24 protein-coding genes and 1 pseudogene are annotated in these 20,981 nt (G+C 60.3%); 22 read left to right on the top strand and 3 right to left on the bottom strand.

What is annotated here, in order from left to right:
- The first annotated feature begins 68 nt into the window (after positions 1 to 68).
- From ACTG2B_RS01250 to ACTG2B_RS01150, 21 genes and pseudogenes are all read left to right on the top strand, one after another.
- Positions 69 to 530, top strand: a complete 462-nt coding sequence (locus ACTG2B_RS01250; protein WP_439995068.1) for a head completion/stabilization protein — start codon at positions 69 to 71, stop codon at positions 528 to 530.
- The gene (locus tag ACTG2B_RS01245) at positions 527 to 1,051 is read left to right on the top strand and encodes a phage tail protein (protein ID WP_439995067.1); all 525 of its coding nucleotides are present in this window, start codon (positions 527 to 529) and stop codon (positions 1,049 to 1,051) included. The genes ACTG2B_RS01250 and ACTG2B_RS01245 overlap by 4 nt, the downstream gene beginning before the upstream one ends.
- Positions 1,048 to 1,734, top strand: a complete 687-nt coding sequence (locus ACTG2B_RS01240) for a phage virion morphogenesis protein (protein ID WP_439995066.1) — start codon at positions 1,048 to 1,050, stop codon at positions 1,732 to 1,734. Before ACTG2B_RS01245 ends, ACTG2B_RS01240 begins: the two co-directional genes overlap by 4 nt.
- 4 nt (positions 1,735 to 1,738) lie before the next feature.
- A complete protein-coding gene (locus tag ACTG2B_RS01235; protein WP_439995065.1) occupies positions 1,739 to 2,863 on the top strand; it encodes a DUF2586 domain-containing protein in 1,125 nt (374 codons plus the stop codon).
- Between the two features lie 3 nt (positions 2,864 to 2,866).
- Positions 2,867 to 3,322 (top strand): phage protein, encoded by a 456-nt coding sequence (locus tag ACTG2B_RS01230; protein ID WP_439995064.1) that lies wholly within the window; start codon positions 2,867 to 2,869, stop codon positions 3,320 to 3,322.
- Between the two features lie 3 nt (positions 3,323 to 3,325).
- Positions 3,326 to 3,535, top strand: coding sequence for a TraR/DksA family transcriptional regulator (locus ACTG2B_RS01225; protein ID WP_439995063.1), 210 nt, complete (start codon positions 3,326 to 3,328; stop codon positions 3,533 to 3,535).
- 21 nt (positions 3,536 to 3,556) lie between these two features.
- Positions 3,557 to 3,883, top strand: coding sequence for a phage holin, lambda family (locus ACTG2B_RS01220; protein ID WP_439995062.1), 327 nt, complete (start codon positions 3,557 to 3,559; stop codon positions 3,881 to 3,883).
- Entirely contained in the window at positions 3,870 to 4,331 is a 462-nt protein-coding gene (locus ACTG2B_RS01215) for a glycoside hydrolase family 24 protein (RefSeq protein ID WP_439995061.1), read from the top strand. The genes ACTG2B_RS01220 and ACTG2B_RS01215 overlap by 14 nt, the downstream gene beginning before the upstream one ends.
- The gene (locus tag ACTG2B_RS01210; RefSeq protein WP_439995060.1) at positions 4,328 to 4,771 is read left to right on the top strand and encodes a hypothetical protein; all 444 of its coding nucleotides are present in this window, start codon (positions 4,328 to 4,330) and stop codon (positions 4,769 to 4,771) included. The genes ACTG2B_RS01215 and ACTG2B_RS01210 overlap by 4 nt, the downstream gene beginning before the upstream one ends.
- Positions 4,653 to 4,895, top strand: a complete 243-nt coding sequence (gene lysC, locus ACTG2B_RS01205; RefSeq protein ID WP_439995059.1) for an Rz1-like lysis system protein LysC — start codon at positions 4,653 to 4,655, stop codon at positions 4,893 to 4,895. Before ACTG2B_RS01210 ends, lysC begins: the two co-directional genes overlap by 119 nt.
- A complete protein-coding gene (locus ACTG2B_RS01200; RefSeq protein ID WP_139695774.1) occupies positions 4,895 to 5,158 on the top strand; it encodes a putative phage tail assembly chaperone in 264 nt (87 codons plus the stop codon). Before lysC ends, ACTG2B_RS01200 begins: the two co-directional genes overlap by 1 nt.
- 41 nt (positions 5,159 to 5,199) lie before the next feature.
- Positions 5,200 to 5,343 carry a DUF6890 family protein gene (locus ACTG2B_RS01195; protein WP_439995058.1) on the top strand — a complete coding sequence of 48 codons (144 nt, stop codon included), beginning with the start codon at positions 5,200 to 5,202 and terminating at the stop codon, positions 5,341 to 5,343.
- A 9-nt stretch (positions 5,344 to 5,352) separates the two neighbouring features.
- Positions 5,353 to 7,127 (top strand): annotated as a pseudogene (locus ACTG2B_RS01190) (phage tail tape measure protein).
- On the top strand, positions 7,127 to 7,450 hold the full coding sequence (locus ACTG2B_RS01185) for a DUF2590 family protein (RefSeq protein WP_042025251.1): 324 nt from the start codon (positions 7,127 to 7,129) through the stop codon (positions 7,448 to 7,450). The pseudogene ACTG2B_RS01190 and the gene ACTG2B_RS01185 overlap by 1 nt, the downstream one beginning before the upstream one ends.
- Positions 7,447 to 8,634: a baseplate J/gp47 family protein gene (locus ACTG2B_RS01180; RefSeq protein ID WP_439995057.1), complete on the top strand. Its 1,188-nt coding sequence runs from the start codon at positions 7,447 to 7,449 to the stop codon at positions 8,632 to 8,634. The genes ACTG2B_RS01185 and ACTG2B_RS01180 overlap by 4 nt, the downstream gene beginning before the upstream one ends.
- Positions 8,627 to 9,310 carry a phage tail protein gene (locus ACTG2B_RS01175; RefSeq protein ID WP_139708476.1) on the top strand — a complete coding sequence of 228 codons (684 nt, stop codon included), beginning with the start codon at positions 8,627 to 8,629 and terminating at the stop codon, positions 9,308 to 9,310. Before ACTG2B_RS01180 ends, ACTG2B_RS01175 begins: the two co-directional genes overlap by 8 nt.
- Entirely contained in the window at positions 9,307 to 10,791 is a 1,485-nt protein-coding gene (locus ACTG2B_RS01170; protein WP_439995056.1) for a phage tail-collar fiber domain-containing protein, read from the top strand. Before ACTG2B_RS01175 ends, ACTG2B_RS01170 begins: the two co-directional genes overlap by 4 nt.
- A 2-nt stretch (positions 10,792 to 10,793) precedes the next feature.
- The gene (locus ACTG2B_RS01165) at positions 10,794 to 11,384 is read left to right on the top strand and encodes a tail fiber assembly protein (RefSeq protein ID WP_439995055.1); all 591 of its coding nucleotides are present in this window, start codon (positions 10,794 to 10,796) and stop codon (positions 11,382 to 11,384) included.
- Positions 11,381 to 12,262 (top strand): hypothetical protein, encoded by an 882-nt coding sequence (locus ACTG2B_RS01160; protein WP_439995054.1) that lies wholly within the window; start codon positions 11,381 to 11,383, stop codon positions 12,260 to 12,262. The genes ACTG2B_RS01165 and ACTG2B_RS01160 overlap by 4 nt, the downstream gene beginning before the upstream one ends.
- A complete protein-coding gene (locus ACTG2B_RS01155; RefSeq protein WP_439995053.1) occupies positions 12,259 to 12,828 on the top strand; it encodes a hypothetical protein in 570 nt (189 codons plus the stop codon). The genes ACTG2B_RS01160 and ACTG2B_RS01155 overlap by 4 nt, the downstream gene beginning before the upstream one ends.
- On the top strand, positions 12,825 to 14,435 hold the full coding sequence (locus ACTG2B_RS01150) for a hypothetical protein (RefSeq protein WP_439995052.1): 1,611 nt from the start codon (positions 12,825 to 12,827) through the stop codon (positions 14,433 to 14,435). Before ACTG2B_RS01155 ends, ACTG2B_RS01150 begins: the two co-directional genes overlap by 4 nt.
- 789 nt (positions 14,436 to 15,224) lie before the next feature.
- Here the strand turns inward: ACTG2B_RS01150 and pntB are convergent.
- The 3 genes from pntB to yqhD all read right to left on the bottom strand — a co-directional run bounded on the left by pntB (position 15,225) and on the right by yqhD (position 19,919).
- Complete coding sequence (gene pntB, locus ACTG2B_RS01145; protein WP_005339759.1) at positions 15,225 to 16,709, bottom strand: Re/Si-specific NAD(P)(+) transhydrogenase subunit beta; 1,485 nt, start codon at positions 16,707 to 16,709, stop codon at positions 15,225 to 15,227.
- 11 nt (positions 16,710 to 16,720) lie between these two features.
- Complete coding sequence (gene pntA, locus ACTG2B_RS01140; RefSeq protein WP_019446577.1) at positions 16,721 to 18,247, bottom strand: Re/Si-specific NAD(P)(+) transhydrogenase subunit alpha; 1,527 nt, start codon at positions 18,245 to 18,247, stop codon at positions 16,721 to 16,723.
- A 508-nt stretch (positions 18,248 to 18,755) separates the two neighbouring features.
- Positions 18,756 to 19,919, bottom strand: a complete 1,164-nt coding sequence (gene yqhD, locus ACTG2B_RS01135) for an alcohol dehydrogenase (protein ID WP_439995051.1) — start codon at positions 19,917 to 19,919, stop codon at positions 18,756 to 18,758.
- A gap of 157 nt (positions 19,920 to 20,076) precedes the next feature.
- Between yqhD and ACTG2B_RS01130 the strand changes: the two genes are divergently transcribed.
- Positions 20,077 to 20,979, top strand: a complete 903-nt coding sequence (locus ACTG2B_RS01130; protein ID WP_005339751.1) for an AraC family transcriptional regulator — start codon at positions 20,077 to 20,079, stop codon at positions 20,977 to 20,979.
- Positions 20,980 to 20,981 lie beyond the last annotated feature (2 nt).

Genomic DNA, 20,981 nt, shown 5'->3' with positions numbered 1-20,981 from the left:
TGCGTCATCGGCGACCTGAGTGATCGGGGAAGTGGTGTTCACATTGGCAAGAATCGACAGAGGGTCAGATGTTTGCAGGCAAGGATATCGACTACAGCGCAGCCACTATCCGCAATGACGGGTTTTGGCCTGATGTGGCCGTGGCTGACTTCGAGCGCCGCCGCGCCCTGCCTGCCGACCTCGACCAACAGACCACAAGCGCCGCCCTGCTGGCTGCCGTCTCTGAAATCAACCTGCAACTGGAGATGCGTCAGGCCGCGCTGATGGCAGAGGGCTACGCCAGCGCCGCCGAGGTACCGGGGCCGAGCCTTGAGGGCAGCACCAATGCCCTGACCGAGCAGTATCTGGCCGCTGTGTTTGCCCGTGCCAAGGCGGCACTCTTGCCGGAGTTCGCCAGCGTCACCGAACGGGCCGCAGCAAACAACCAAGTAGAGCGATCCCCAGACCAACGCGCCCAGCTGCTGGCCGAGAGTCAGCAACTGGTGCGCAGTATCAAGGGCAAGCGCCGTGCGGGGGTGTCCTTGATATGAGTGAAGGCATGAACGAACAGCAGGCCCAGGGATATTTCCTCCACGCTCTCCACGCCGAGATCCTGCGGGTGCTGCCAGCCAAGTGCCACAAGCATCTGGATAGCTGGATGGAGAACGGCACCATCCGGCTGGAGCCAAAGAACATGGGCCCCACAGGGGTAGATGTGGCATGGCTCACCTATCAGGCGGTGTTCACCGTCGAGCAACTGCCGTTTCGCGAGCTGGATCCGGCCATCGTGCTGGCCTCTGTGGCCGCCTGGGTGCAGGAGCATGACGATTTTCGCGAGCGGTTCGAGCTGGACGACCCCGAGTACGCCGTCACCCCAAACGATGAGAAGACCGCCGATCTCGAGATCCAGCTCGCCTTTACCGAGCCGCTGCGCCTGATCGAACACCCCAAGGGCCCCATCAACTGGATGGGCAAACGCTGGAACGTGGCCCCGTATGAAATCTGGGTGGCCGACCACATCGATATGAACGTCGGTGACACCGGCCATCACCAGATCGGTGACCCGTCATGATCACCATCACTCTCGACACCCAGCGCAGCAAAGACCAGCTAAACCTGCTGGCCATGCCGCCAAAGAAGCGCCAGCGGCTGGTGTGGCGAGCCGCCAACGAGATGAAAAAGCTGGCCACCCGCAACGTGCGCCAGCAGCAAGACCCCAACGGCAATGCTTGGGCCCCACGTAAACGGGGCAAACGCAAGATGCTGCGCGGCCTGCCAAAGCTGCTGGTGATCCATGAGCCAAGCCAGGACGTGGCCGAGCTCGGGTTCAAGAAGGGCTCGATGAATGTTCATGCCGGGGTAGTCGCCAACACCCACCAGAAGGGACACACCTACAAGGTGACCGCGGCCAGTCGGCGCCGTATCGCCGCCAGCGATGGCGGCAAGAACAAGCAGGCCAGCAAGGCGCAGGCCCGCAAGCTGCGGGAACTGGGGTTCAAACGTCCGGGCAAGAGAAAGAAGTCGTACCGCTCTGCCTCGCTCGGCTGGATAACCGGCAATCTCAACTACGCGCAAGCGGGGTTGCTGATCAAGAAGCTCAAGGACGAGCCGGTGAAAGAGAGCTGGGAGATTGAGCTGCCAGCCCGCCCGTTCCTCGGCGCCAACACCAAGCAACGGGAGCAAGCCTTTGCCCGCGCCCTGCAAAGCATCAACTACGGCTGGGACGTCAACAAGCAAGAGATGAAGAGGAAATAACGCCATGTGGCCTTATGTACAGATCAACAACTTGAACCAGATGCAGGGGCCCGTGACGGAAGTCGAGCGTCACCTGCTGTTCATCGGCGCTGCGCCGACCAACACCGGCAAGCTGCTTTCGCTCAACACCCAGAGCGACTTCGACAAACTGCTGGGCGAGGCAGACAGCGAGCTGAAAACCAACCTGCAAGCTGCCATGGTCAACGCCGGTCAGAACTGGACGGCAGCCGCCTTTGTGCTGCCAACCGACATGGACTGGAAAGATGCAGTCCGTGAGGCCCAGAAAACCCAATCCTTCGAGGGGTGTGTGGTACTGGGTCAGGAGTGGGACGAAGCGAAAATCAACGCAGCCCACGCCCTCAACCAGGAGCTGATCGCCAAGTGGGGTCGCTGGCAGTTCATGCTGTTGGCCGTTGCTGGCATCGTCACCACCGCAGAAGGCGGCCAGGACTGGAGCGAGTACGCGGCCAAGCTGGTAGCGCTGCAAGATGGCATCAAGGCGGAATCCATCACCCTGCTGCCGCAGCTGTGGCCGAACATCGCCGGGGCCTATGCCGGTCGCCTGTGTAACCGTGCCGTAAGCATCGCCGACAGCCCGTGTCGGGTGAAAACTGGCGCCATGGTAGGCCTGGGCAACAAGCCGAAGGACAAAGAGGGAACCGAGCTGCCGCTGGCCACCCTGCAAACCCTCGAACAGAACCGCTACTCGGTGCCGATGTGGTACCCGGACTATGACGGCATCTATTGGGCCGATGGCCGCACCCTAGACGCCGAGGGCGGCGACTACCAGGTGATCGAAAACCTGCGGGTGGCCTACAAGGTAGCGCGCCGGATCCGCCTGCGTGCCATCCCACGGATCGGCGATCGCTCGCTCAACTCAACACCAATCAGTACAGCCTCGGCAATCATGTACTTCGGCAAAGACCTGCGCGAGATGGCCAAGGCCGTCACCATCAACGGCCAACTGTTCCCGGGAGATATCGTCTCTCCCAAGGATGGCGATATCACCATCCAATGGGTCGATAAAAACCACGTCTCCATCTATGTGGTAGTGCGCACCGTGGACTGCCCCAAGGGGATTACCGCCAACATCATGCTCGATTTGAGCCTCAACAACGGGGAGGGCTAACCAATGACCAGACGCATTTCAGGCCAGAGCTTCGATACCGAACTGATGGGCGCCATGGTGCACGTCGAGAAAGCCAGCCTCTCCATCACCGACAACAGCGCAGTGGCCCAGACCCGTGGCATTCCTGACGGCTTTGTCGATGGTGACGTGGCGGCCGAGTGTGAGTTCGAGCTCGATTCAAAGAACTTCAAACTGCTGAGCGATGCGGCCAAGCGGGCCGGTAGCTGGCGCGGGATGAAGCCTGACGATGTGCTGTTCTACGCCGACACCGGCGACGAAACCATGAAGGTGGAAGCCTTCGGCGTGAAGCTGCAGATCTCTGACCTGCTGGATGTTGACCCCAAGGGGGGCAGCAAGGGGGTGCACAAGATCAAGGGTTTCGTCACCTCCCCAGACTTCGTTCACATCAATGGCGTGCCGTACCTCTCCGAAAACGACACCCGCCACATGAAGGGCTGATGGATGGATCTGATCGATCGTGCCACCCAACACGCCGAGCGGATGCTGGCGGCCCAGCTGGATAACCAGCTCGGCCGCAGCCTCCACCAGGGCGAGAGCCTGCACCACTGCGAGGAGTGTGGCGATCCGATCCCGGAAGCGCGCCGCCTGCATGTGCCGGGTGTGCGCCTGTGTGTCAGCTGCAAGAGCCGCGCAGAACGGCGCGGGCAATAACGAGAACGGGATATGAACCCTATGCCAAACAAAGACCCCACCCTCTGGGCTGCACTGCTGGCCTGGTTGATGGACAACTGGCCCGCTGTCTATGGGGCTCTGTTGGCGATGAGCATCTCTTTTTTGCGCATCACCTATGACGGAGGCAAAGGGCGCAGACGCCTAATCGAATGCGTGATGGGGGGACTGCTGACACTGGCCGTCTCGACAGGTGCAACAGAGCTGGGCGTGGCCTACAAGGCCGCACCATTTATCGGCGGCATGATCGGCCTGCTCGGGATTGACATCATCCGCGAGAAGGCAAAGACGATGTTTAACAAGAAAGGAGAAAACAATGCCGCGCAGTAACTGCCACCCGCAGGTGGCCGCCTTTCTCGACATGATCGCCTTTTCAGAAGGCACCAAGGGCCTGGGCGATGACGGCTACAACAAGCTGGTTAATCCGGCGGGGTTCTTCACCGACTACCGCACCCATCCGAACGTGCTGGTGCAGGTAAATCCAACCCTGAAAAGCACCGCTGCGGGCCGCTATCAGCACCTGTCAAAGCACTGGGCCCACTACCGCGATCAGCTCGGCCTGCCGGACTTTGGCCCCGAGTCGCAAGATGCATGGGCTATCCAGCTTATTCGCGAGCGCAAGGCGATGGACGATGTGATCAAGGGGCGTATCCCCCAAGCGGTGGCCAAGTGCGCCAACATCTGGGCCAGCCTGCCAGGCGCCGGTTACGGCCAACGCGAGCACAAACTGGCCGACCTGCAGGCCAAATTCACCGAGTTCGGCGGGGTGCTGGCATGAGCACATTCAAAGAGCTGTTCTCCAATGTGCTGCTGGCACTAGTGCTGCTGATGGGTGCCGCCCTGTTTCTTGGCAGCCGGATGCTGGAGAGCCGCGGCAAGGCGCTGGCCTCCGCCAACGAGACCATCAGTACCTTGCAGCAGACCAACGAGCAGCAGGCCAGCCAGCTGGTGACAGTACAGCGCGATGCAGACGGGATGCGCAAGTTGCTGGGTACCCAGAACGCCGCCTTGGCCGAGCTTGACCAACAGAACAGGAAGACAGCGTATGAACTGGAACAAGCCTTGGCCACGCCACCGGAAGGACGCCCGAACTGTGCTAGTGAGCCTCTGCCTGTTGGCGCTCTGCGCCTGCTCCAGCAAGCCAACCACAGTGGTGAAAACGCAGATCATCAAGCGTCTACCGCCGCCGGGGCTGGTACCAAACTGCCCGGAACCTGAATTCACGGGGACGACCTACGGCGATGCCGTGCGGTTTATTCCCACCCTGCAGATGGCCATGCGCCGCTGCCAAACCCAACTAGAAACCCTGAAACACTGGATTGAACAAGAGGAAAACAACTAATGGCAACCCCGATTATCACCCTTGAAGTAGCCGGTAAAGAGCTGAAATTCGCCCCCACCATGGTGGCCTACAACGGTTTTATCAACGACATGATGCCAAGCGACAAGGTGGCACCGGCCCACAACTACCTGAAAAAGATCGTCTGCCAGGAGAGCAAAGAGGCGCTCGATGAGTTGCTCAAGCGCCCGGGCGCGGCGCTGCAGTTGGCGGGCGCCATCAACCAGCAGTTCGCCCCCGATCTGGAGATCACCGTAAAAAACTGACGGCGCGCGCCGAGGCCATCGAGCGCAACCAACTGGAGCAGGTGCTGGCGCTGCGGCGCCACTACCTGCCACACGAAAATGACGATATCGACAGCCTGGCCCGCGCCATCTGGTTAGACAAAAACGCAAGAGAGTCCAACGCCGCCGCCGTGGCCGAGGGCATCGCCAAAGCATTAAACGGATAACAACGACCTATGGCCTGGATGGAAAAATTGATGATGCAGGTGGCTTTGGTGGATCAAGTCACCAAGCCCCTTGCTGGCATCAATGCCCAGATGGACAAGGTAAGCAAGGCAGGCCGTCAGGGGTGGAGCAGCATGGCCATGGGGGCCACCACGGTGGCCGCCGGTGGCATGGCGATCCAGTCTGCTCTGGGCCCGGCCATCGAGATGGATCGGGCGCTGGGTGAAGTGGCCTCGCTCGATGTAAAAAAAGATGTGCTCGGGGCGCTGGGGCGCGAAGCGCTGGCCCTATCGGTGAAGTACGGCGAGTCGGCCACCGAGATTGTTCGATCTTCATACGATATCCAGTCCGCGATCGCGGGGCTGGAAGGTAACGAGTTGCCAGCCTTTACCAGAGCCTCCACCACCCTGGCCAAGGCGACCAAGGCCGACACCGCCACCATCACCAACTACATGGGCACCATGTACGGCATCTTCGAGCAGCAGGCCAAGATGATGGGCAAGGCCAACTGGGTGGAAGACTTGGCAGGCAAGACCGCCACCGCAGTGCAGATGTTCAAGACCACAGGCCAGGGCATGGCCGACGCGTTCGGGGCAATCGGTGCCAACGCCACAGCCGCCGGGATCTCGATGGATGAACAGTTCGCCGTGCTCGGCCAGCTGCAAGCCACCATGAGCGGCGGCGAGGCCGGTACCAAGTTCAAGGCGTTTCTGGCTGGTGTGGGAGTGCCCAGAAGGCGCTGGGTCTGCAATTCACCGATGCAGCGGGCAACATGCTGCCGGTGCTCACCGTGCTGGACAAACTCAAGGCCCGCTATGGCGACACCCTGAGCGTGGCCGAGGGTGACGAGCTCAAGAAGGCATTCGGCTCGGATGAGGCTGTCAGCATGATCAAGCTCCTGATGACCAACACCAAGGGACTCGCCACCAACATCAACGCGCTGGCCAACACCCACGGCATGGGCAAGGCCGAACAGATGGCCGCCGCAATGACCGACCAGTGGCAGCGGGTAGAGCAAGCCTGGTTTGCCATCCGTGCCGCCGCGTTCGGGGTAGTGTTGCCAGCCATCAATGCCGTGGTGGGCGCCTTTGCCGATGGCGCCAACGATGTGCTGCGCTGGACGCACCTCTTCCCGAACCTGACCAAGCTGATCAGCTATGCCGCGCTGGCAATCGTGGGTTTGAGCATGGTTACCGGCACTTGGATGCTGGTTGCCGGTATCGCCAAGCTGGCCACCTTGGGCCTTGGCATCGCATGGTCAATCATCATTGCCCCGCTCAACCTGCTGAAAGCGGGACTTGCATCGTTTCGCGCCATCATGCTGGCCGTCAACATCGCCATGTATGCCAACCCTGTTGGGCTGATCGTGGCGGGTATTGTGCTGCTGATCGGTGCGGTGGCAGCGGTCATCTACTACTGGGACGACCTGAAAAAGACCTTCTCTGACTGGGGCGTGTTCCAGCTGCTTGGCAAGTCCATCGACTGGCTGATCGATAAGCTGAACATGATCCCGGGCGTCAACATCGAAGCGGGATCGATGCCGGACTTGAACCTGCCGAACCCTGCCAACATCAACGCCCCGCTCGCTCGCTATCGCGAAGGGAGCAATGGCTCAGGAGTTCCGTCAGGTGGGCTGGGGCAGCAGCTGATCCAGGCCAACGCCGCCGCGACCAGCGCCAACCAGAAACCGGCAAAAGCTCTGAGCATCGGGGAAGTACATAACCACTTCCAGAACCCGATGACACCTGAGCAGATGGCCGAAAACGCCTGGCTGGAGACCCCGTGATGAGTGATGCCAAGTACATCGATATTTGGGTGGTAGACGGCGCATGGCAGCTGGATGCCGGTGGTCAACCCCGTTACACCCAAGACCGCCACAGCATCGGTCAGGACATCAAGCACCGGATCATGGAGTCAGGGCTGGCCCGCAAGCTCATTGGCGAGCGCAGCCCCACCCTGCGCGCCGATGTGATGACCGAGATCGAGCTGCTGGTTGAAAACGACGAGCGGCTGGTGCCAGGAACCATCGTGATCAGCGAAGAAGCCCCCGAGCGGGTACTGGTCACCGCTCGCACTTATGAATTTGGCGATCTGGAGGTAACCCTTTGAACTTGCGCCCCAACGTGGATTTTATGACCCTGCTGGCCGATACCGGCGTGCCGACCACCGAGCAGGCCATGGAGGCCGAGCTTAAGAAGGAGGTCGAGGCCGCCGGATCTCTTATCACCAACGACAGCGATGTGAGCCCATTCTGGAGGCTGGTGCGCAGCGTGGTGATCACCCCGGCGCTCTGGCTTATCCGCACCATGCTGGCTGGCCATGTGCTGCCCAACACCTTTGCTGCCACGGCCACCGATGCCTATCTCGACCTCAAGGCGTGGGATGTGGACTTGACCCGCAAGGGCGCCCAGAAGACCCGCGGGGTGATCAACTTCGTCAAGGCCAACCCGAGCGAAGCAGCCACCATCCCGGCCGATATCTGGATCAGCACCGAGCGCATCAACGGCACCATCTATCGGGTCAAGCCGCTGCAAGCGGTGGTGAGCCCTGCCGGTGAAGCGGTGGCTCGCGTGGTGTGCGAGGCCGAGTTCGCGGGCTCCGCCTGGAATCTGGCCCCTGGCTATTACAACCTGCTGAGCGAACCTGTCACCGGCATCTTGTCGGCCCGTAACGATGACAAGGAGTGGATCACCACCCAGGGCGCCGATGCCGAGAGCAACGATGCCCTGGGGCTGCGCATTCAGAACCAGTTCTCGGCGGTGGGCCGCTATCACATCGACGCGATTTACCGCTCGATGCTGGCAAGCGTCGCCGGTATTCGGGCAGATCACATCTTCTTCGAGCATGAAGCACCGCGGGGCCCAGGCACCGCCAACGCCTACATCCTGCTGGAGGTGGGCGCCACACCGGCCAGCCTGATTGCCCAGCTTAACGACTACGTGGGCCGCCAGGGCAACCATGGCCACGGTGATGACATGTTCGTGATGGCCATGCCAGAGACCCAGCACAGCCTCACATTGGAGCTGTGGCCGGTGGCTAACCTCACCGATGACCAGAAAGCGGCCCTCAAGCAAAGTGCTGAATCGCTGGTCAAAGCAGCGTTTCGCCAGTCGGCAGATTTTCCGGCCGTGACCAGAACGTGGCCACAGGCCAGATTCTCCATCTCGCAACTGGGCAAGGAGCTGCATAGCCAATTCCCGCAGCTGCTGAGCCTAAAGTTTGGGCAGGAGGATATCGTCTCGGGGATCTCCATCCCGCGTCTGACTGCGCTGGAGGTCACCCTGCATGACTGATTCACCCCGCATCGATCACAACGCCACTGCACCGGCCATGCCCAAGGCGTCTGCCCCGTGGTGGGAAGATGGCCAAACCATTACCGATGGCGTAAAGGAACCAGCCTTTTTGGCGCGCGGTGTCATGGCGTTCTGGCAGTCAATCCGGCGCTGGTTGCTGGCACCGTTGGCTGAACAAGACCCGCTGACCTGCTCTCTCTCACTGCTCAACCTGCTCGCATGGGAGAGGGACATTGCCCGCTTTGAATCTGAGCCGCTGGCGCTGTTTCGCAAGCGGGTCAAGTTCGCCTTTGTGAATGCCCGTGACGCGGGAGAGGTCGCCGGATTCAAGCGCATATTCGAGCGCCTGGGCATCGGCTGGTGCGACATCCACGAACGACAAGACGGCGCGCCGTGGGACGTCATTACTATCGAGGTGACCGATAGCAGCATCGCCAACAACCAGAAGTTGATGGAAACGCTGATCCAGCACTATGGGCGCACCTGCCGCCGCTATCGCTTTCAGGTGGTTTACCCGGTCGCCGGTCACATCGGCTATGGCCAGTTTGATATGAGTCAGGAGGTATTTGCCGCCAGCCTCACCCCGCACAAAGCCAGATATCGGCTGGCACCTGGACACATCCAGATGATCCAGCACGTCTATGGCGCAACGCTGAAAACCAAGGAGACCCGATGAGCCAAGTCATCACCAACGCATTCGAGACCTATTGGCAAGGCTGCCTCACCGATCAGGTGCCAGTGGTGCTCGATGAGGTCGTGCTGGCGGATATCCCCAATCTGGATATCACCGCCCCCATCGACCCGAATACCGGCCTGCCGCCGCAGGCGCAAATTGTCTACCGCCACCCTGAACCACCGCAGCGCGGCCGCATCAATAACAACGCAGTGGCGTATTCCATCGTGATGGATACCACCGTGGGCAACTTCTCATTCAATGCCATGTACCTCATCAACAAGGCCAGCGGCATGGTCGGGATGATTGTTTACAAGGGGCGAGAGACCAAAACCAAGACCGATCCGGCGACAGGTACCACCGGCAACAGCCTGGTGAAATCGATGTTGATGGAGTACGACCAAGCGGCCACCGCCACCGTGACCACCGTCGAGGCAGGCACCTGGCAGATTGACTACTCCGCCCGCCTGCTCGGCATGGACGAACAGCTGCGCCTGCAAGCGCTCGCCTGCTTCGGGTCATCGGCCTTCTTTGGCGACGGCTTCAAGCTGATCAACAAGGCGGGCAGCTACAAGGTGCAGCCGGGGGTGGCCATGGTCGGCGGCCTGCGTATTCAGCTGGACACCGAACAAGCTGTCACAGTTGGGGCCAAGCCGGTCGGGGTGTGGGTGGATGTGCATCACGCAGGAACCATCCTGAGCCGCTGGGATAACCACTTCGAGTTCAAGACCAGCACCACAGAGCTGAGCGATTACACCGACAGCAACGGCTATCGCCACTATGTGGCCAAGCTGGGGGTTGTCGAAGCCAACGCAACCGTCACGGACAAGCGTCCAGCCAATGAGTCTGCCGACCTGTGGGCTGCGTTGGAGGCGCTTCGCAAGCAGACGGAGAAAAGCGCCAGTGACATGGCGAAAGCGCTGGCAGACCATGCCAAAGGAAGAGATCACCCGTATGCAACCACCACCGACAAAGGGATGGTGCGCAAGGCGACAGATGAAGAGGCGCGGCTTGGTGAGTCTATTGACGCGGTGATGTCGGCCAAGAACGTCGCGGACGCGGTCAAAGAGATGCTCAAGCAGATGTTTGTTGGTGTCCCGTTGCCATGGATGAAAGCTGAGCCACCGGAATGGGGCATGAATATCACAGGGCAAGCCATCAATCCGGCCACAGACCCCATCCTCGCATCACGATATCCATCATTGAGAATGCCGGACATTCGTGCCGGGTTTATCCGTGCATGGGATAACGGAAAGGGGATCGATCCTAATCGTGAACTGCTGTCAAACCAGGCCGCGTCTATTGGTAGCCACACTCACACAACAAAGTTCCTTCAAGGTGCGATTACACCAGGCAGCGCCAACTATTTAGCGCCAAATAATTCTTCTGGTGGGACGTACTCAGAAACATCAGTGAACAATCCACATGGTAGTAGCACATATCCAGATAACACCGCATACAACATGATCACAATGAGAGGGTAAACATGCCAAACCTCCAGTATGACGAACAGGGTTTTGCCACAGAAAGCGGCTGGGAGATCTGTCACTGTTGTGATGGTCGAGGGATTTATCAGGGGGAAATGGAACAATATGTAAGCATTAACAGTGGGCTGCCAGCCGGAGCGTATCTAGATGCGCCGCCCCCATTTCAAGCAGGTGTATGGCCGAGTAGAACAGACCACGATTCACCGTGGACTACTGTGCCTGACTTACGCGGCAATACGGCCTATAACATTGACACCAAGGAAGCGCGCGAAATCACTGAGGTAGGCCCCCTGCGTGAACGTGAAACCCTGCTTAAACCATCATCACCATACGATGCATGGGATGGATTTAAATGGGTTCCCGACTTTGATGCTGAGGCTGCCGCGGCACTGGCCGCAGCAACTGCAACTCGTTCCGCTCTGCTGGCTGAGGCAAACCAGCATATCGCCGTGTTAAGTGATGCGGTTGATTTGGGAATGGCAACAGCGGATGAGCAGGCTGCCTATAACGCGTGGCGCCGCTATCGGGTTGAGCTGACCCGCCTCGACCTGACTGCAACACCGATCGTGTGGCCGGAGAAACCGCAGTGAGTTGGACGCAAAGCGCGCTACACTGGCCAGCCAGCAGCGAGGAGATACACACCCGCGCCAGCGGGGTGCTTGGCCAACTGCCAGAAAGCCAGGCTGGCGCCGTGGCCCGCTTGCAGGCTCTGGCGCCCAGGGCGCAATACCGCCCCACGTCTATCAGCCAAGCCGCTGCCGCGTTGGCAGGGCTGCGGGCTGAGCTTGATCGGCTGCTGGTCACCGGTCGCTGCATGACCGTGACCCCCTATCAGCATGGGGTGGGCCAGCACCAGGGCAACCAGTACAGCCTCGCGGCCCCCAATGCAGTGGCCACCCTTGCCGCCAAGTTGCAGGACGGGGCCGATCCATTGCTGCCGACTGGCAATCTGCACGCCATTGCCTGGCTGGTCACCGGTAACAGTGAAACCGCGCTGGCCGATGCGTTGGCACCGCTTTGTGCCATCCTGCCGCTGCCGGAGTGGTGCGCGGCTCTGCGCCGCCTCACAGCCAGCAACGATGCCATGAGCAAACCCACCGCCGCCAAGGTGCCACGCTGGAAGGCTGATGAGCCGCTGGTATGTGATCCGCTGCGCCAGGCTCGCTCACTGCTCCGGGGCGAGATCGCCCAGCTGGAGAGCCTGGCACAGGGGGCCTCCACCCCGATCGACCAACTGGCCACCTTGGCAGAACGCCGCGCGGACAAACTGGCAGAGCTGGAGAAGGCACTCGGCCAGCTGGCTACCATCAGCGGCCAGCTGTGGCACTGGCAAGCACAAGGTGATGCAGCAAGCCTGGCCGCCCAACTGGGCCAGAGCAGCCCGCCTGACCATAGCCACAGCATGACGGTCGGCGCCCTGCTGATCTCCAACTCCCCGCTCACCTTCTGGCAGGAGTTAACCCGATGAGCAACACCGCCATGCTCACCCTGGACGGTGAGCCGATTGTGATGAAGTCGATGCGGATCTCTGTATCGATGCAGTTTCAGGACAAGGACAGCAGCGGCCAAACCAGCTCGACAAGCAGTTCGGAGCAGGGGGAAAAGGCCAAGGAGCTCGATGTCTCTGGCCTTGTTCCATTCAATGACGAGAAGACCCTCGGACGCTTGTTTGAGCTGGCCGATGCCAAAGGAGATGGCGGCAAGCGCCATATCTACCGGGTCGGGTCGCTACTGGCCAAGTCGGTGAAGGTGCGCCAGGCCAAGTTTGCAGGACGCATCACTGCCAGCGAGCAGGAGGGGCTGCTGGCGTGGCAAGTGCAGTTCACCCTGCGCGAACACAACTCGGTGCCCGAGAAGCGGGAACAGCGGATGCCCAAGGCCCCGGCCACGGTAGGCCAGGGCAACGCCAACACCAAACCGGCCAAGCCTGCCGACAGCAACAATGGGAAACCAGCCAGCGAGCAAGAGCAGCTGAGTTCATGGGAGCAGGCCATCAAGGGACTTGATGACAAACTGGGAGACGTGATGGCGTGAAACTATCGACCAATCTCACCCTGGGCGGGCAACCGGCCAACCTCATCGACCACGATATCGTGCTTGATATCTCCGCTGGAGGTCGTGCCGCCATCACCATCGAGGGGGCCGCAAAGAAGGGGCAAACCCTGACAATAGATCTGGGCTACAACGGCGAGCTGCGGCGCTGGTTTACCGGATATGTCTATGACGTGCAGCCAGCAAGCAATGGCGCCAGCAAGCTGATGTGCCGCGAGCTGGCCGGTATTCTGGGGAGTTCGTTTCCGGTAAGCCTTCAGCATGCCACCCTGCGAGGTCTGTTGGCCTGGTTGAGCGACCAGACCAAGCTCACCTTTTTGCTGCCGGACGGGGCCGACTATACCGATCGGCCGATCCCCAACTTCACCAGCGCCGGCACCGGCTATCAGCTGCTCAACAACGCCGGTCGCGCCTTTGCGGTGCCGGACTTCATCTGGCATCAGCAACCGGATGGCGCCATTTTCGTGGGCAGTCATGCCCATAGCCGTTGGGCGGATAAGCCAGTGGAGCTGGATCCGGCTTTCTCTGGCCGCCAGGCGGGCAACACCATCACCACCGCACCGATCCCGACCATGCGCCCGGGCGCACTCGTCAACGGCAAGCGGGTGGAACGGGTACGCCTCAAGGGTGATGAGATGACCCTCACCACGGCGACACCAGGTAAACCGGTGAAGTCGCCGGAACGGCGCAAGATGGAGAGCGAGTTCCCCGAGCTGGCCGACAAGATGCACCTGCCCAAGTTCGGGCGGGTAGAAGCCATCAGCGACAGCGCGGCCGCTGGCCAGCTCAATGATCCGTTTCGCCCGCGCTATGCGGTGGACGTGCAACTGCTGGGCGAGGATGGCCAGCCGGACAAGGCCGCCCCACTCTATCGCGCCGTGCCGCTGCCGGTGATGTTCGGCGGGCCCGAGCAGGGGATGATGCAATTCCCCATCGAGGGAACCATAGTGGAGCTGGGGTTCGCCTTCGGTCGCGCTGACCGGCCATTCATTCGCACCGTGCTGGGTACCGGCTGGCCGCTGCCGGACATCGCCCCGGGCGAGCAGCTCCAGCAGCTGCGGGCCGAGGTGTTCAGCCGCACCGATACCGTAGGCAACCAGAACCGCCACACTGACCGCACACAGCATGACAAGGCGCTGCTGATACACCGCGAGGCGGATGACTACCTGGGCGAGTTCGGCCAGCACCGCCTCACCACCCATCAACACAGCGTGGAGCAGATCGGGGCGATGAAGCGCATCGAGGCGCTCGGGGCCATCGAGCTGCTGGCCGGTGATGACTTGATGACGGGGTGCCTGGGTAACATGAGCAACACCGCTGCCGGTGATCTGGTGGAGGTGATCGGGCAACTGCGGCGCAGTGTGGCCGGAGAACTCCAGCACTTCGAGGCGCCCCGTTCGTGGATGGGCAGCGAGGGGGTGAACATCTTCGGGCTGCTACTACAACTGATGAACGTGGTGGAGCAGCTGGCCGCTGCCACCGCGAGCCATACCCACGGCGGGCCGGCACCAACCAATGCCGAGACGTTCAACGGCCAGAGCAAGCAGGCAGGCCAGCTGGCCAAGATCCTATCCCCCATCATCGAATAGCCAATCGACCGACCAAGCAAAGAAGGCCCCGCACATGCGGGGCCTTCTTCTATCTGCCTGACAGCGCCTGAGCATGGCCAGGGAAGGGCGCCGCATGTTAGGGGCACCATCAGGCAGGCGCACAGCATACGTGAAGCACAGGGCCGCGCACAGCCGCCAGCGCATGCCAGAGAAGCCCACGGCGGCGTCTGCGTCACGGAATCCGCGCTCTTCCGCTCCCGCCTGCGCGGCTCATCAAATAAATTTTTTGCAAAAGTGGATTACCGCAAAACCATATGCCCAGCCCGCGCCAGATAAAGGATCTCGGGCGCGTTGAGGATCTGAAAAGAAGGATCTTTTTTTCACTGTTTTGCAGTTGTTGCCACCGGATTTAAGCAGGTGAAAAAATGCAAGCTATTGATTTTGCTGGGGTGTGCGTGTTTTTCGTGAGGATTGGGACGATCTCGGTGGATCTAATTGCGCTCGGTCAGATTAACTAAATCTCTTTTGTTTCAGTTGGTTAGGTTCATATTGAGGGATTATGGAAACTGAAATTTTGAAGCGGCACTGAGCAGGGAGGGAGCTGTGGCGAGTGCGCCACGGAAAAGAGGTTTTTTATTATTTGTGTCCGGTCACGCTATGCGTTCACTGCGCAACGCATAAGGATGTGACAAGCAGGATTAAAGTGACAACAATGCCACAGACGTGGGCAATTGGCGGACACACAAAAAAAAAGACAATAAAATCAAAACCTTAAGTGAGCAAAAAAGGAGGCCGAAGCCTCCTTGATATTCACTCTCTGAATGGCACTTACAGCGCTTTCAGGATTGCCTCGACGCTGGCCTTGGCATCGCCAAACAGCATCTGGGTATTTTCCTTGAAGAACAGCGGGTTCTGGACGCCGGCGTAGCCAGTGTTCATGGAGCGCTTGAAACCGATGACGTTCTGCGCTTTCCACACTTCCAGCACCGGCATACCGGCGATCGGGCTGCCCGGATCTTCCATCGCAGCCGGGTTGACGGTGTCGTTGGCACCAATCACCAGCACGGTGTCGGTATCGGCGAAGTCGTCGTTGATCTCGTCCATTTCCAGAACGATGTCATACGGGACTTTCGCTTCCGCCAGCAGCACGTTCATGTGGCCAGGCAGACGACCGGCAACCGGGTGGATACCGAAGCGCACCTTGACGCCGCGGTCACGCAGCTTCTGGGTGATTTCAGCCACCGGATACTGGGCCTGCGCCACCGCCATACCGTAGCCCGGGGTGATGATGACGGAGCTGGAGTTCTTCAGCAGGTCAGCCACTTCCTCGGCGCTGGTTTCGCGGTATTCGCCCATCTCCTGATCAGCCGTGGAGGCCACGCCATCGGAGCCGAAGCCACCGGCGATCACGGAGATGAAGGAGCGGTTCATCGCCTTACACATGATGTAAGAGAGGATGGCACCAGAGGAACCTACCAGAGCACCGGTGACGATCAGCAGGTCGTTGGAGAGCATGAAGCCCGCCGCCGCTGCCGCCCAACCAGAGTAGGAGTTCAGCATGGAGACCACCACCGGCATGTCTGCGCCACCGATGGAGGCAACCAGATGCCAGCCGAAGGCGAAGGCGATCAGGGTCATCACCAGCAGGGCGAAGGTAGAGCCGCCCGCGTTGACGAAGTAGACCATCAGCGCCAGCGAGGCGACCACGGCCAGCAGGTTCAGCTTGTGGCGGTGTGGCAGCATCAGCGGCTTGGAGGAGATCAGACCGCGCAGTTTGCCGAAGGCAACCACGGAACCGGTAAAGGTTACGGCACCGATGAAGACGCCGAGGAAGATCTCGACCAGGTGGATGTTCAGCATGGCGCCGGTCAGGTGCTCGACCTGAGCAACGCTGTTGGCCTGCTCGAACGCCGCACGGGCGGCTGCCAGGGTGGCATCCAGATTGGAACCGACGGAGACGACGACCTCAGCAGGTGCGGAGGGGTGCAGATCGATGAAGCTGTTGAAGCCCACCAGCACTGCCGCCATACCCACGAAGCTGTGCAGCACGGCCACCAGCTCGGGCATCTCGGTCATTTCGACCTTGAGTGCCAGACGCACGCCGATGGCACCGCCGATCACCATGGCCAGAATGATCCAGTGAACGCCACTGGTCTCCGGGTTGAATACGGTCGCGAGCAGGGCGATAGCCATACCCGCGATACCGAACAGGTTGCCATGCTTGGCCGTTTCTTGCTTCGACAGTCCCGCGAGACTGAGGATGAAGAGCACGGCGGCAACGATATAGGATGCTGTTACCAGTCCTTGAGACACGTTAAACCCCCTTAATCCTTACGGAACATCTTCAGCATGCGCTGAGTGACGGTGAAGCCGCCGAAGATGTTGATACTGGCAATCAGCACGGCGATGAACGCCAGCGCGGTGACCAGGGTCGACCCTTGCCCGATCTGCAGCAGGGCACCGACCACGATAATGCCGGAGATGGCATTGGTGACCGACATCAGCGGCGTGTGCAGGGCGTGAGAGACGTTCCACACCACGTAGTAACCGACCACACAGGCCAGGATGAATACGGTGAAGTGGGAGAGGAAGGCTGCCGGGGCAACGGACGCAATCCAGCCGAAGGCGGCGATGCCGAGGGCACCGAACACGAACTTCTTGTTGGAGGGCTTGGCCTCTTCTTTCTTGGCGGCCGGTTTGGCGGCAGCAGGTTTCTGCGGGGCGGCAGAGACAGAGATAGCGGGCGGCGGGAAGGTCACTTCACCGGCCTGGATCACCGTCATGTTGCGCTGAACCACGTCTTCGAAGTCGATGGCAACGTTGCCGTCCTTCTCCTTGCACATCAGCTTCATCAGGTTGACCAGGTTGGTACCGTAGAGCTGGGAGGATTGGGCAGGCAGGCGACCCGGCAGATCGGTGTAACCAATCACCTTGACGCCGTTGTCGGTGACATGCAGCTCACCCGGCACTGTGTATTCACAGTTACCGCCAGCCTGAGCGGCCATGTCCACGATGACGGAGCCCGGCTTCATGCTGTCGACCATCTCTTTGGTGATCAGCTTGGGAGCAGGCTTGCCCGGGATCAGGGCGGTGGTGATGATGATGTCCACCTCTTTGGCCTGCTGGGCGAACAGCTCCATCTCGGCCTTGATGAACTCATCGGACATGACTTTGGCGTAACCATCGCTGGATGCGCCGTCTTCGCCACCGAAGTCCAGCTTGAGGAATTCCCCACCCATGGATTCGATCTGCTCGGCCACTTCCAGACGGGTATCGAAGGCACGCACGATGGCACCGAGGGAACCGGCAGTACCGATGGCAGCCAGACCGGCTACGCCGGCACCGATCACCAGTACCTTGGCAGGCGGCACTTTACCGGCAGCAGTGATTTGGCCGGTGAAGAAGCGACCGAACTGGTGCGCAGCTTCAACCACGGCGCGATAGCCACCGATGTTGGCCATGGAGGAGAGGGCATCGAGGGACTGGGCACGGGAGATCCGCGGCACCATATCCATCGCCATCACATTGATGTTGCGCTCGGACAGCTTCTTGACCAGCTCAGGGTTCTGGGCAGGCCAGATGAAGCTCACCAGAGTGGCGCCATCTTTAATTTGTGCGATCTCGGCATCGGTCGGCGCATTGACCTTGAAGATAAGGTCGGCTTGCCAGACATTCGGCACCACGCTGGCACCGGCAGCCTCGAAGGCGGCATCATCGAAGCTGGCCGACAGGCCTGCGCCGGTCTCGATGGCGACCTCGAAGCCGAGCTTTTTCAGCTGCTCGACGGTAGCCGGGGTCGCTGCGACCCGGGTCTCACCGGCGAGACTCTCTCTCGGTATTCCAATCTGCATGACTATTCCCTGATGGTTAATAAACAATCGCTGCCCAGTGTCTCACTTCTGACGAAACAAGACATGACCAAAGTGCAGGTCCAGGGCTCTTTGTTATGAAAATCAGTAGGCTTTACCTCAACCTCCTGTCATGGTCAGGCCCCCCGCTTTTCAGGCGCGAAGGTGATTAGTATCAAATTTTGGAGTTTTATTACAACCGCAGTCCCGACGGCACTCGTACAGAATTCAGCCCATCCCTGGCTACGATTAAAAAAAACAAACCAAATTAGAGGCTTATACCAGTAAAAACGGCTGAAAAAAGTGATCCAACCAGTCAAAAAAAATGTTTTACCGGCCCTCTATCTTAGCGTTTTTTGTTCTTACGAAATCCGCTTTCGTCTCACTTCTCGCAGCGAAACGCCGAAAAGTAACATTTTCCCAACAAAAGCGGGGCCACTCAGCCGCCAGAAGGCGGGAGAGGGCCCCGGCAATTCAATCGTTTCGCCCGTTTGGCACCGATTGGCGGCCCTTACCAAGCCGCTTCATAAATATGCTGGCTCTGCACCAGATCGATGTCGCCGTGCTCGCCCAAACGGGTCATGCCGTGCTCACCCAGCTTGCCGATCAGGGTGTCGATACCCAGATCTTTCAGACCGTAGTCGCGCAGTCGGGTCTTGACCCCCATCCGCTCGAAGAAGTCGCGGGTCGCGGCAATGGCATCGTCGATGCGTTCCGCTTCGCTACCGCTGTTCAAGCCCCACACCCGCTCTGCGTATTGCAGCAGCTTGGCATGCTTCTGTTTGCGCTTGGCCTGCAGCAGGGCGGGCAGCACCACCGCCAGAGTCTGGGCGTGGTCGAGGCCGTGCAGGGCAGTCAGCTCGTGACCCAGCATGTGGGTGGCCCAATCCTGTGGTACACCGGCACCGATCAGGCCGTTCAACGCCATGGTGGCACTCCACATGATGTTGGCGCGCACCTCGTAGTTGTGCGGCTCGGCCAGCGCCTTGGGGCCCTCTTCGATCAGGGTCAGCAGCAAGCCTTCAGCGAAGCGATCCTGCACCTTGGCATTGACCGGATAGGTGAGGTACTGCTCCACGATGTGAACAAAGGCATCCACTACCCCGTTCGCTACCTGACGCTCGGGCAGGGTGTAGGTGAGCACCGGATCGAGCACGGCGAAGCGCGGCATAACGAACGGCGAGAAGAAGTGCACCTTGTCGCCACTGCTGCGACGGGTGATGACGGCACCCATGTTCATTTCGGAACCGGTCGCCGGCAGGGTCAGCACTGAACCAAGCGAGATGGCGGAGCGCACTTCGCTGCCGACGGTCTCGAGAATGTGCCAGGGATCCTTGGCCAGATCGTAGTGCGCAGCAGCGGCGATAAACTTGGTGCCATCGAGCACTGAGCCACCGCCAACGGCGAGCAGGAAGTCGACCCGCTCGGCACGGGCCAGCTCCACGGCGCCCATCAGGGTCTCGTAGGCCGGGTTCGGCTCGATGCCGCCAAATTCAAACAGGGTCATGCCAGCCAGCTCGTTGCGGATCTGTTCCAACAAGCCGCTGCGTACCACGCTGCCGCCACCGTAGGTGATCATGACGCGGGCATCGCTCGGAAGCTGCTCGCGCAGCTGGGCGATCTGCCCTTGGCCGAACAGGATTTTGGTCGGGGTATGGAGAGTAAAGTTGTTCATCGACATTGCCTTCTTCTGATAGTCAGGGCGGCCTGGCCGCGAAATCGTGATTGCATTTTTCTCCAGAACCACCCTACCATCAAGACAACATCCTGCTTGATTCTTGCCTATTTCTACAAAGCAGCAAAAACCGGAACTATCGAATCAAAGAGCACCCATGCAAAACCGTTACAGCGACCTCGCAACCAGATTGACCCGCCACGTCACCGCACCCGGCATCACCCCATCACCGGTGAAACAGGTCAACCTCATCTATACCACCGAGCACCATGGCCGCACCCCGGTGCTCTACCAACCGCGGATGATCGTGATCCTGCAGGGGCACAAGGTGGGTTATCTGGCGGATCAGGTGTTTCGCTACGACCCCAACCACTACCTGCTGATGACCCTACCGCTGCCCTGCGAGTGCGAGTGCTTCGCCTCCCCCGAGCAGCCGCTTATCGGGTTTACCATCGAGATCGATCTGGTCACCCTGCAAGAGCTGCTGCTGGAGCTGGGCGATGCCCTGCCCGCCCCCGCGCCGCAAAAGAGCGGCGTCCACTCGGTCCCCCTGTCCGAAACCATGTTCTGCGCTGCCGAGCGACTGATCGAGCTGATGGACAACCCGCTGCACGCCAGGGTGCTGGGACCGCAGACGGTGCGGGAGATGCTGTTCCACGCTCTCACCGAGGGGGGCGGCCCGGCGCTGCAAGCGCTCGCCAATCGCCACAACCATGTGGGCCAGATCGCCCGGGTGCTGCGTATGATAGAGTCCCGTTATGCCGATAACCTCACCATGGAGGAGCTGGCGCGGGAGGTGAACATGAGCGTCTCCGCCTTTCACCACCACTTCAAGGCGGTCACTGCCACCTCGCCGCTGCAGTACATCAAGTCGTTTCGCCTGCACAAGGCGCGGATGATGATGCTGCACGATGGCATCAAGGCGGGCACCGCGGCGGCCAGAGTCGGTTACGAGAGCAACTCCCAGTTCAGTCGGGAGTACAAGCGCTTCTTCGGCAGCACGCCGACGGATCAGGCCTCCCGCTTCCGGGATGGCCAGCTGCGCATCATTGAGGGATAACA

It is taken from the genome of Aeromonas sp. 30P (assembly GCF_051919805.1).
Taxonomy (GTDB): domain Bacteria; phylum Pseudomonadota; class Gammaproteobacteria; order Enterobacterales; family Aeromonadaceae; genus Aeromonas; species Aeromonas veronii.
Note: the sequence above shows the minus strand (reverse complement) of the source record. Positions and strands in the feature narration are given on the sequence as shown.

Coding starts and splice junctions, on each gene's coding strand:
- yqhD (WP_439995051.1), bottom strand. CDS start 19,919: ATGAACAACTTTACTCTCCATACCCCGACCAAAATCCTGTTCGGCCAA.
- pntA (WP_019446577.1), bottom strand. CDS start 18,247: ATGCAGATTGGAATACCGAGAGAGAGTCTCGCCGGTGAGACCCGGGTC.
- ACTG2B_RS01210 (WP_439995060.1), top strand. CDS start 4,328: ATGAGCACATTCAAAGAGCTGTTCTCCAATGTGCTGCTGGCACTAGTG.
- ACTG2B_RS01200 (WP_139695774.1), top strand. CDS start 4,895: ATGGCAACCCCGATTATCACCCTTGAAGTAGCCGGTAAAGAGCTGAAA.
- ACTG2B_RS01175 (WP_139708476.1), top strand. CDS start 8,627: ATGACTGATTCACCCCGCATCGATCACAACGCCACTGCACCGGCCATG.
- ACTG2B_RS01215 (WP_439995061.1), top strand. CDS start 3,870: ATGCCGCGCAGTAACTGCCACCCGCAGGTGGCCGCCTTTCTCGACATG.
- ACTG2B_RS01170 (WP_439995056.1), top strand. CDS start 9,307: ATGAGCCAAGTCATCACCAACGCATTCGAGACCTATTGGCAAGGCTGC.
- ACTG2B_RS01165 (WP_439995055.1), top strand. CDS start 10,794: ATGCCAAACCTCCAGTATGACGAACAGGGTTTTGCCACAGAAAGCGGC.
- ACTG2B_RS01240 (WP_439995066.1), top strand. CDS start 1,048: ATGATCACCATCACTCTCGACACCCAGCGCAGCAAAGACCAGCTAAAC.
- ACTG2B_RS01185 (WP_042025251.1), top strand. CDS start 7,127: ATGAGTGATGCCAAGTACATCGATATTTGGGTGGTAGACGGCGCATGG.
- ACTG2B_RS01245 (WP_439995067.1), top strand. CDS start 527: ATGAGTGAAGGCATGAACGAACAGCAGGCCCAGGGATATTTCCTCCAC.
- ACTG2B_RS01250 (WP_439995068.1), top strand. CDS start 69: ATGTTTGCAGGCAAGGATATCGACTACAGCGCAGCCACTATCCGCAAT.
- ACTG2B_RS01230 (WP_439995064.1), top strand. CDS start 2,867: ATGACCAGACGCATTTCAGGCCAGAGCTTCGATACCGAACTGATGGGC.
- ACTG2B_RS01225 (WP_439995063.1), top strand. CDS start 3,326: ATGGATCTGATCGATCGTGCCACCCAACACGCCGAGCGGATGCTGGCG.
- ACTG2B_RS01220 (WP_439995062.1), top strand. CDS start 3,557: ATGCCAAACAAAGACCCCACCCTCTGGGCTGCACTGCTGGCCTGGTTG.
- ACTG2B_RS01235 (WP_439995065.1), top strand. CDS start 1,739: ATGTGGCCTTATGTACAGATCAACAACTTGAACCAGATGCAGGGGCCC.
- ACTG2B_RS01130 (WP_005339751.1), top strand. CDS start 20,077: ATGCAAAACCGTTACAGCGACCTCGCAACCAGATTGACCCGCCACGTC.
- ACTG2B_RS01155 (WP_439995053.1), top strand. CDS start 12,259: ATGAGCAACACCGCCATGCTCACCCTGGACGGTGAGCCGATTGTGATG.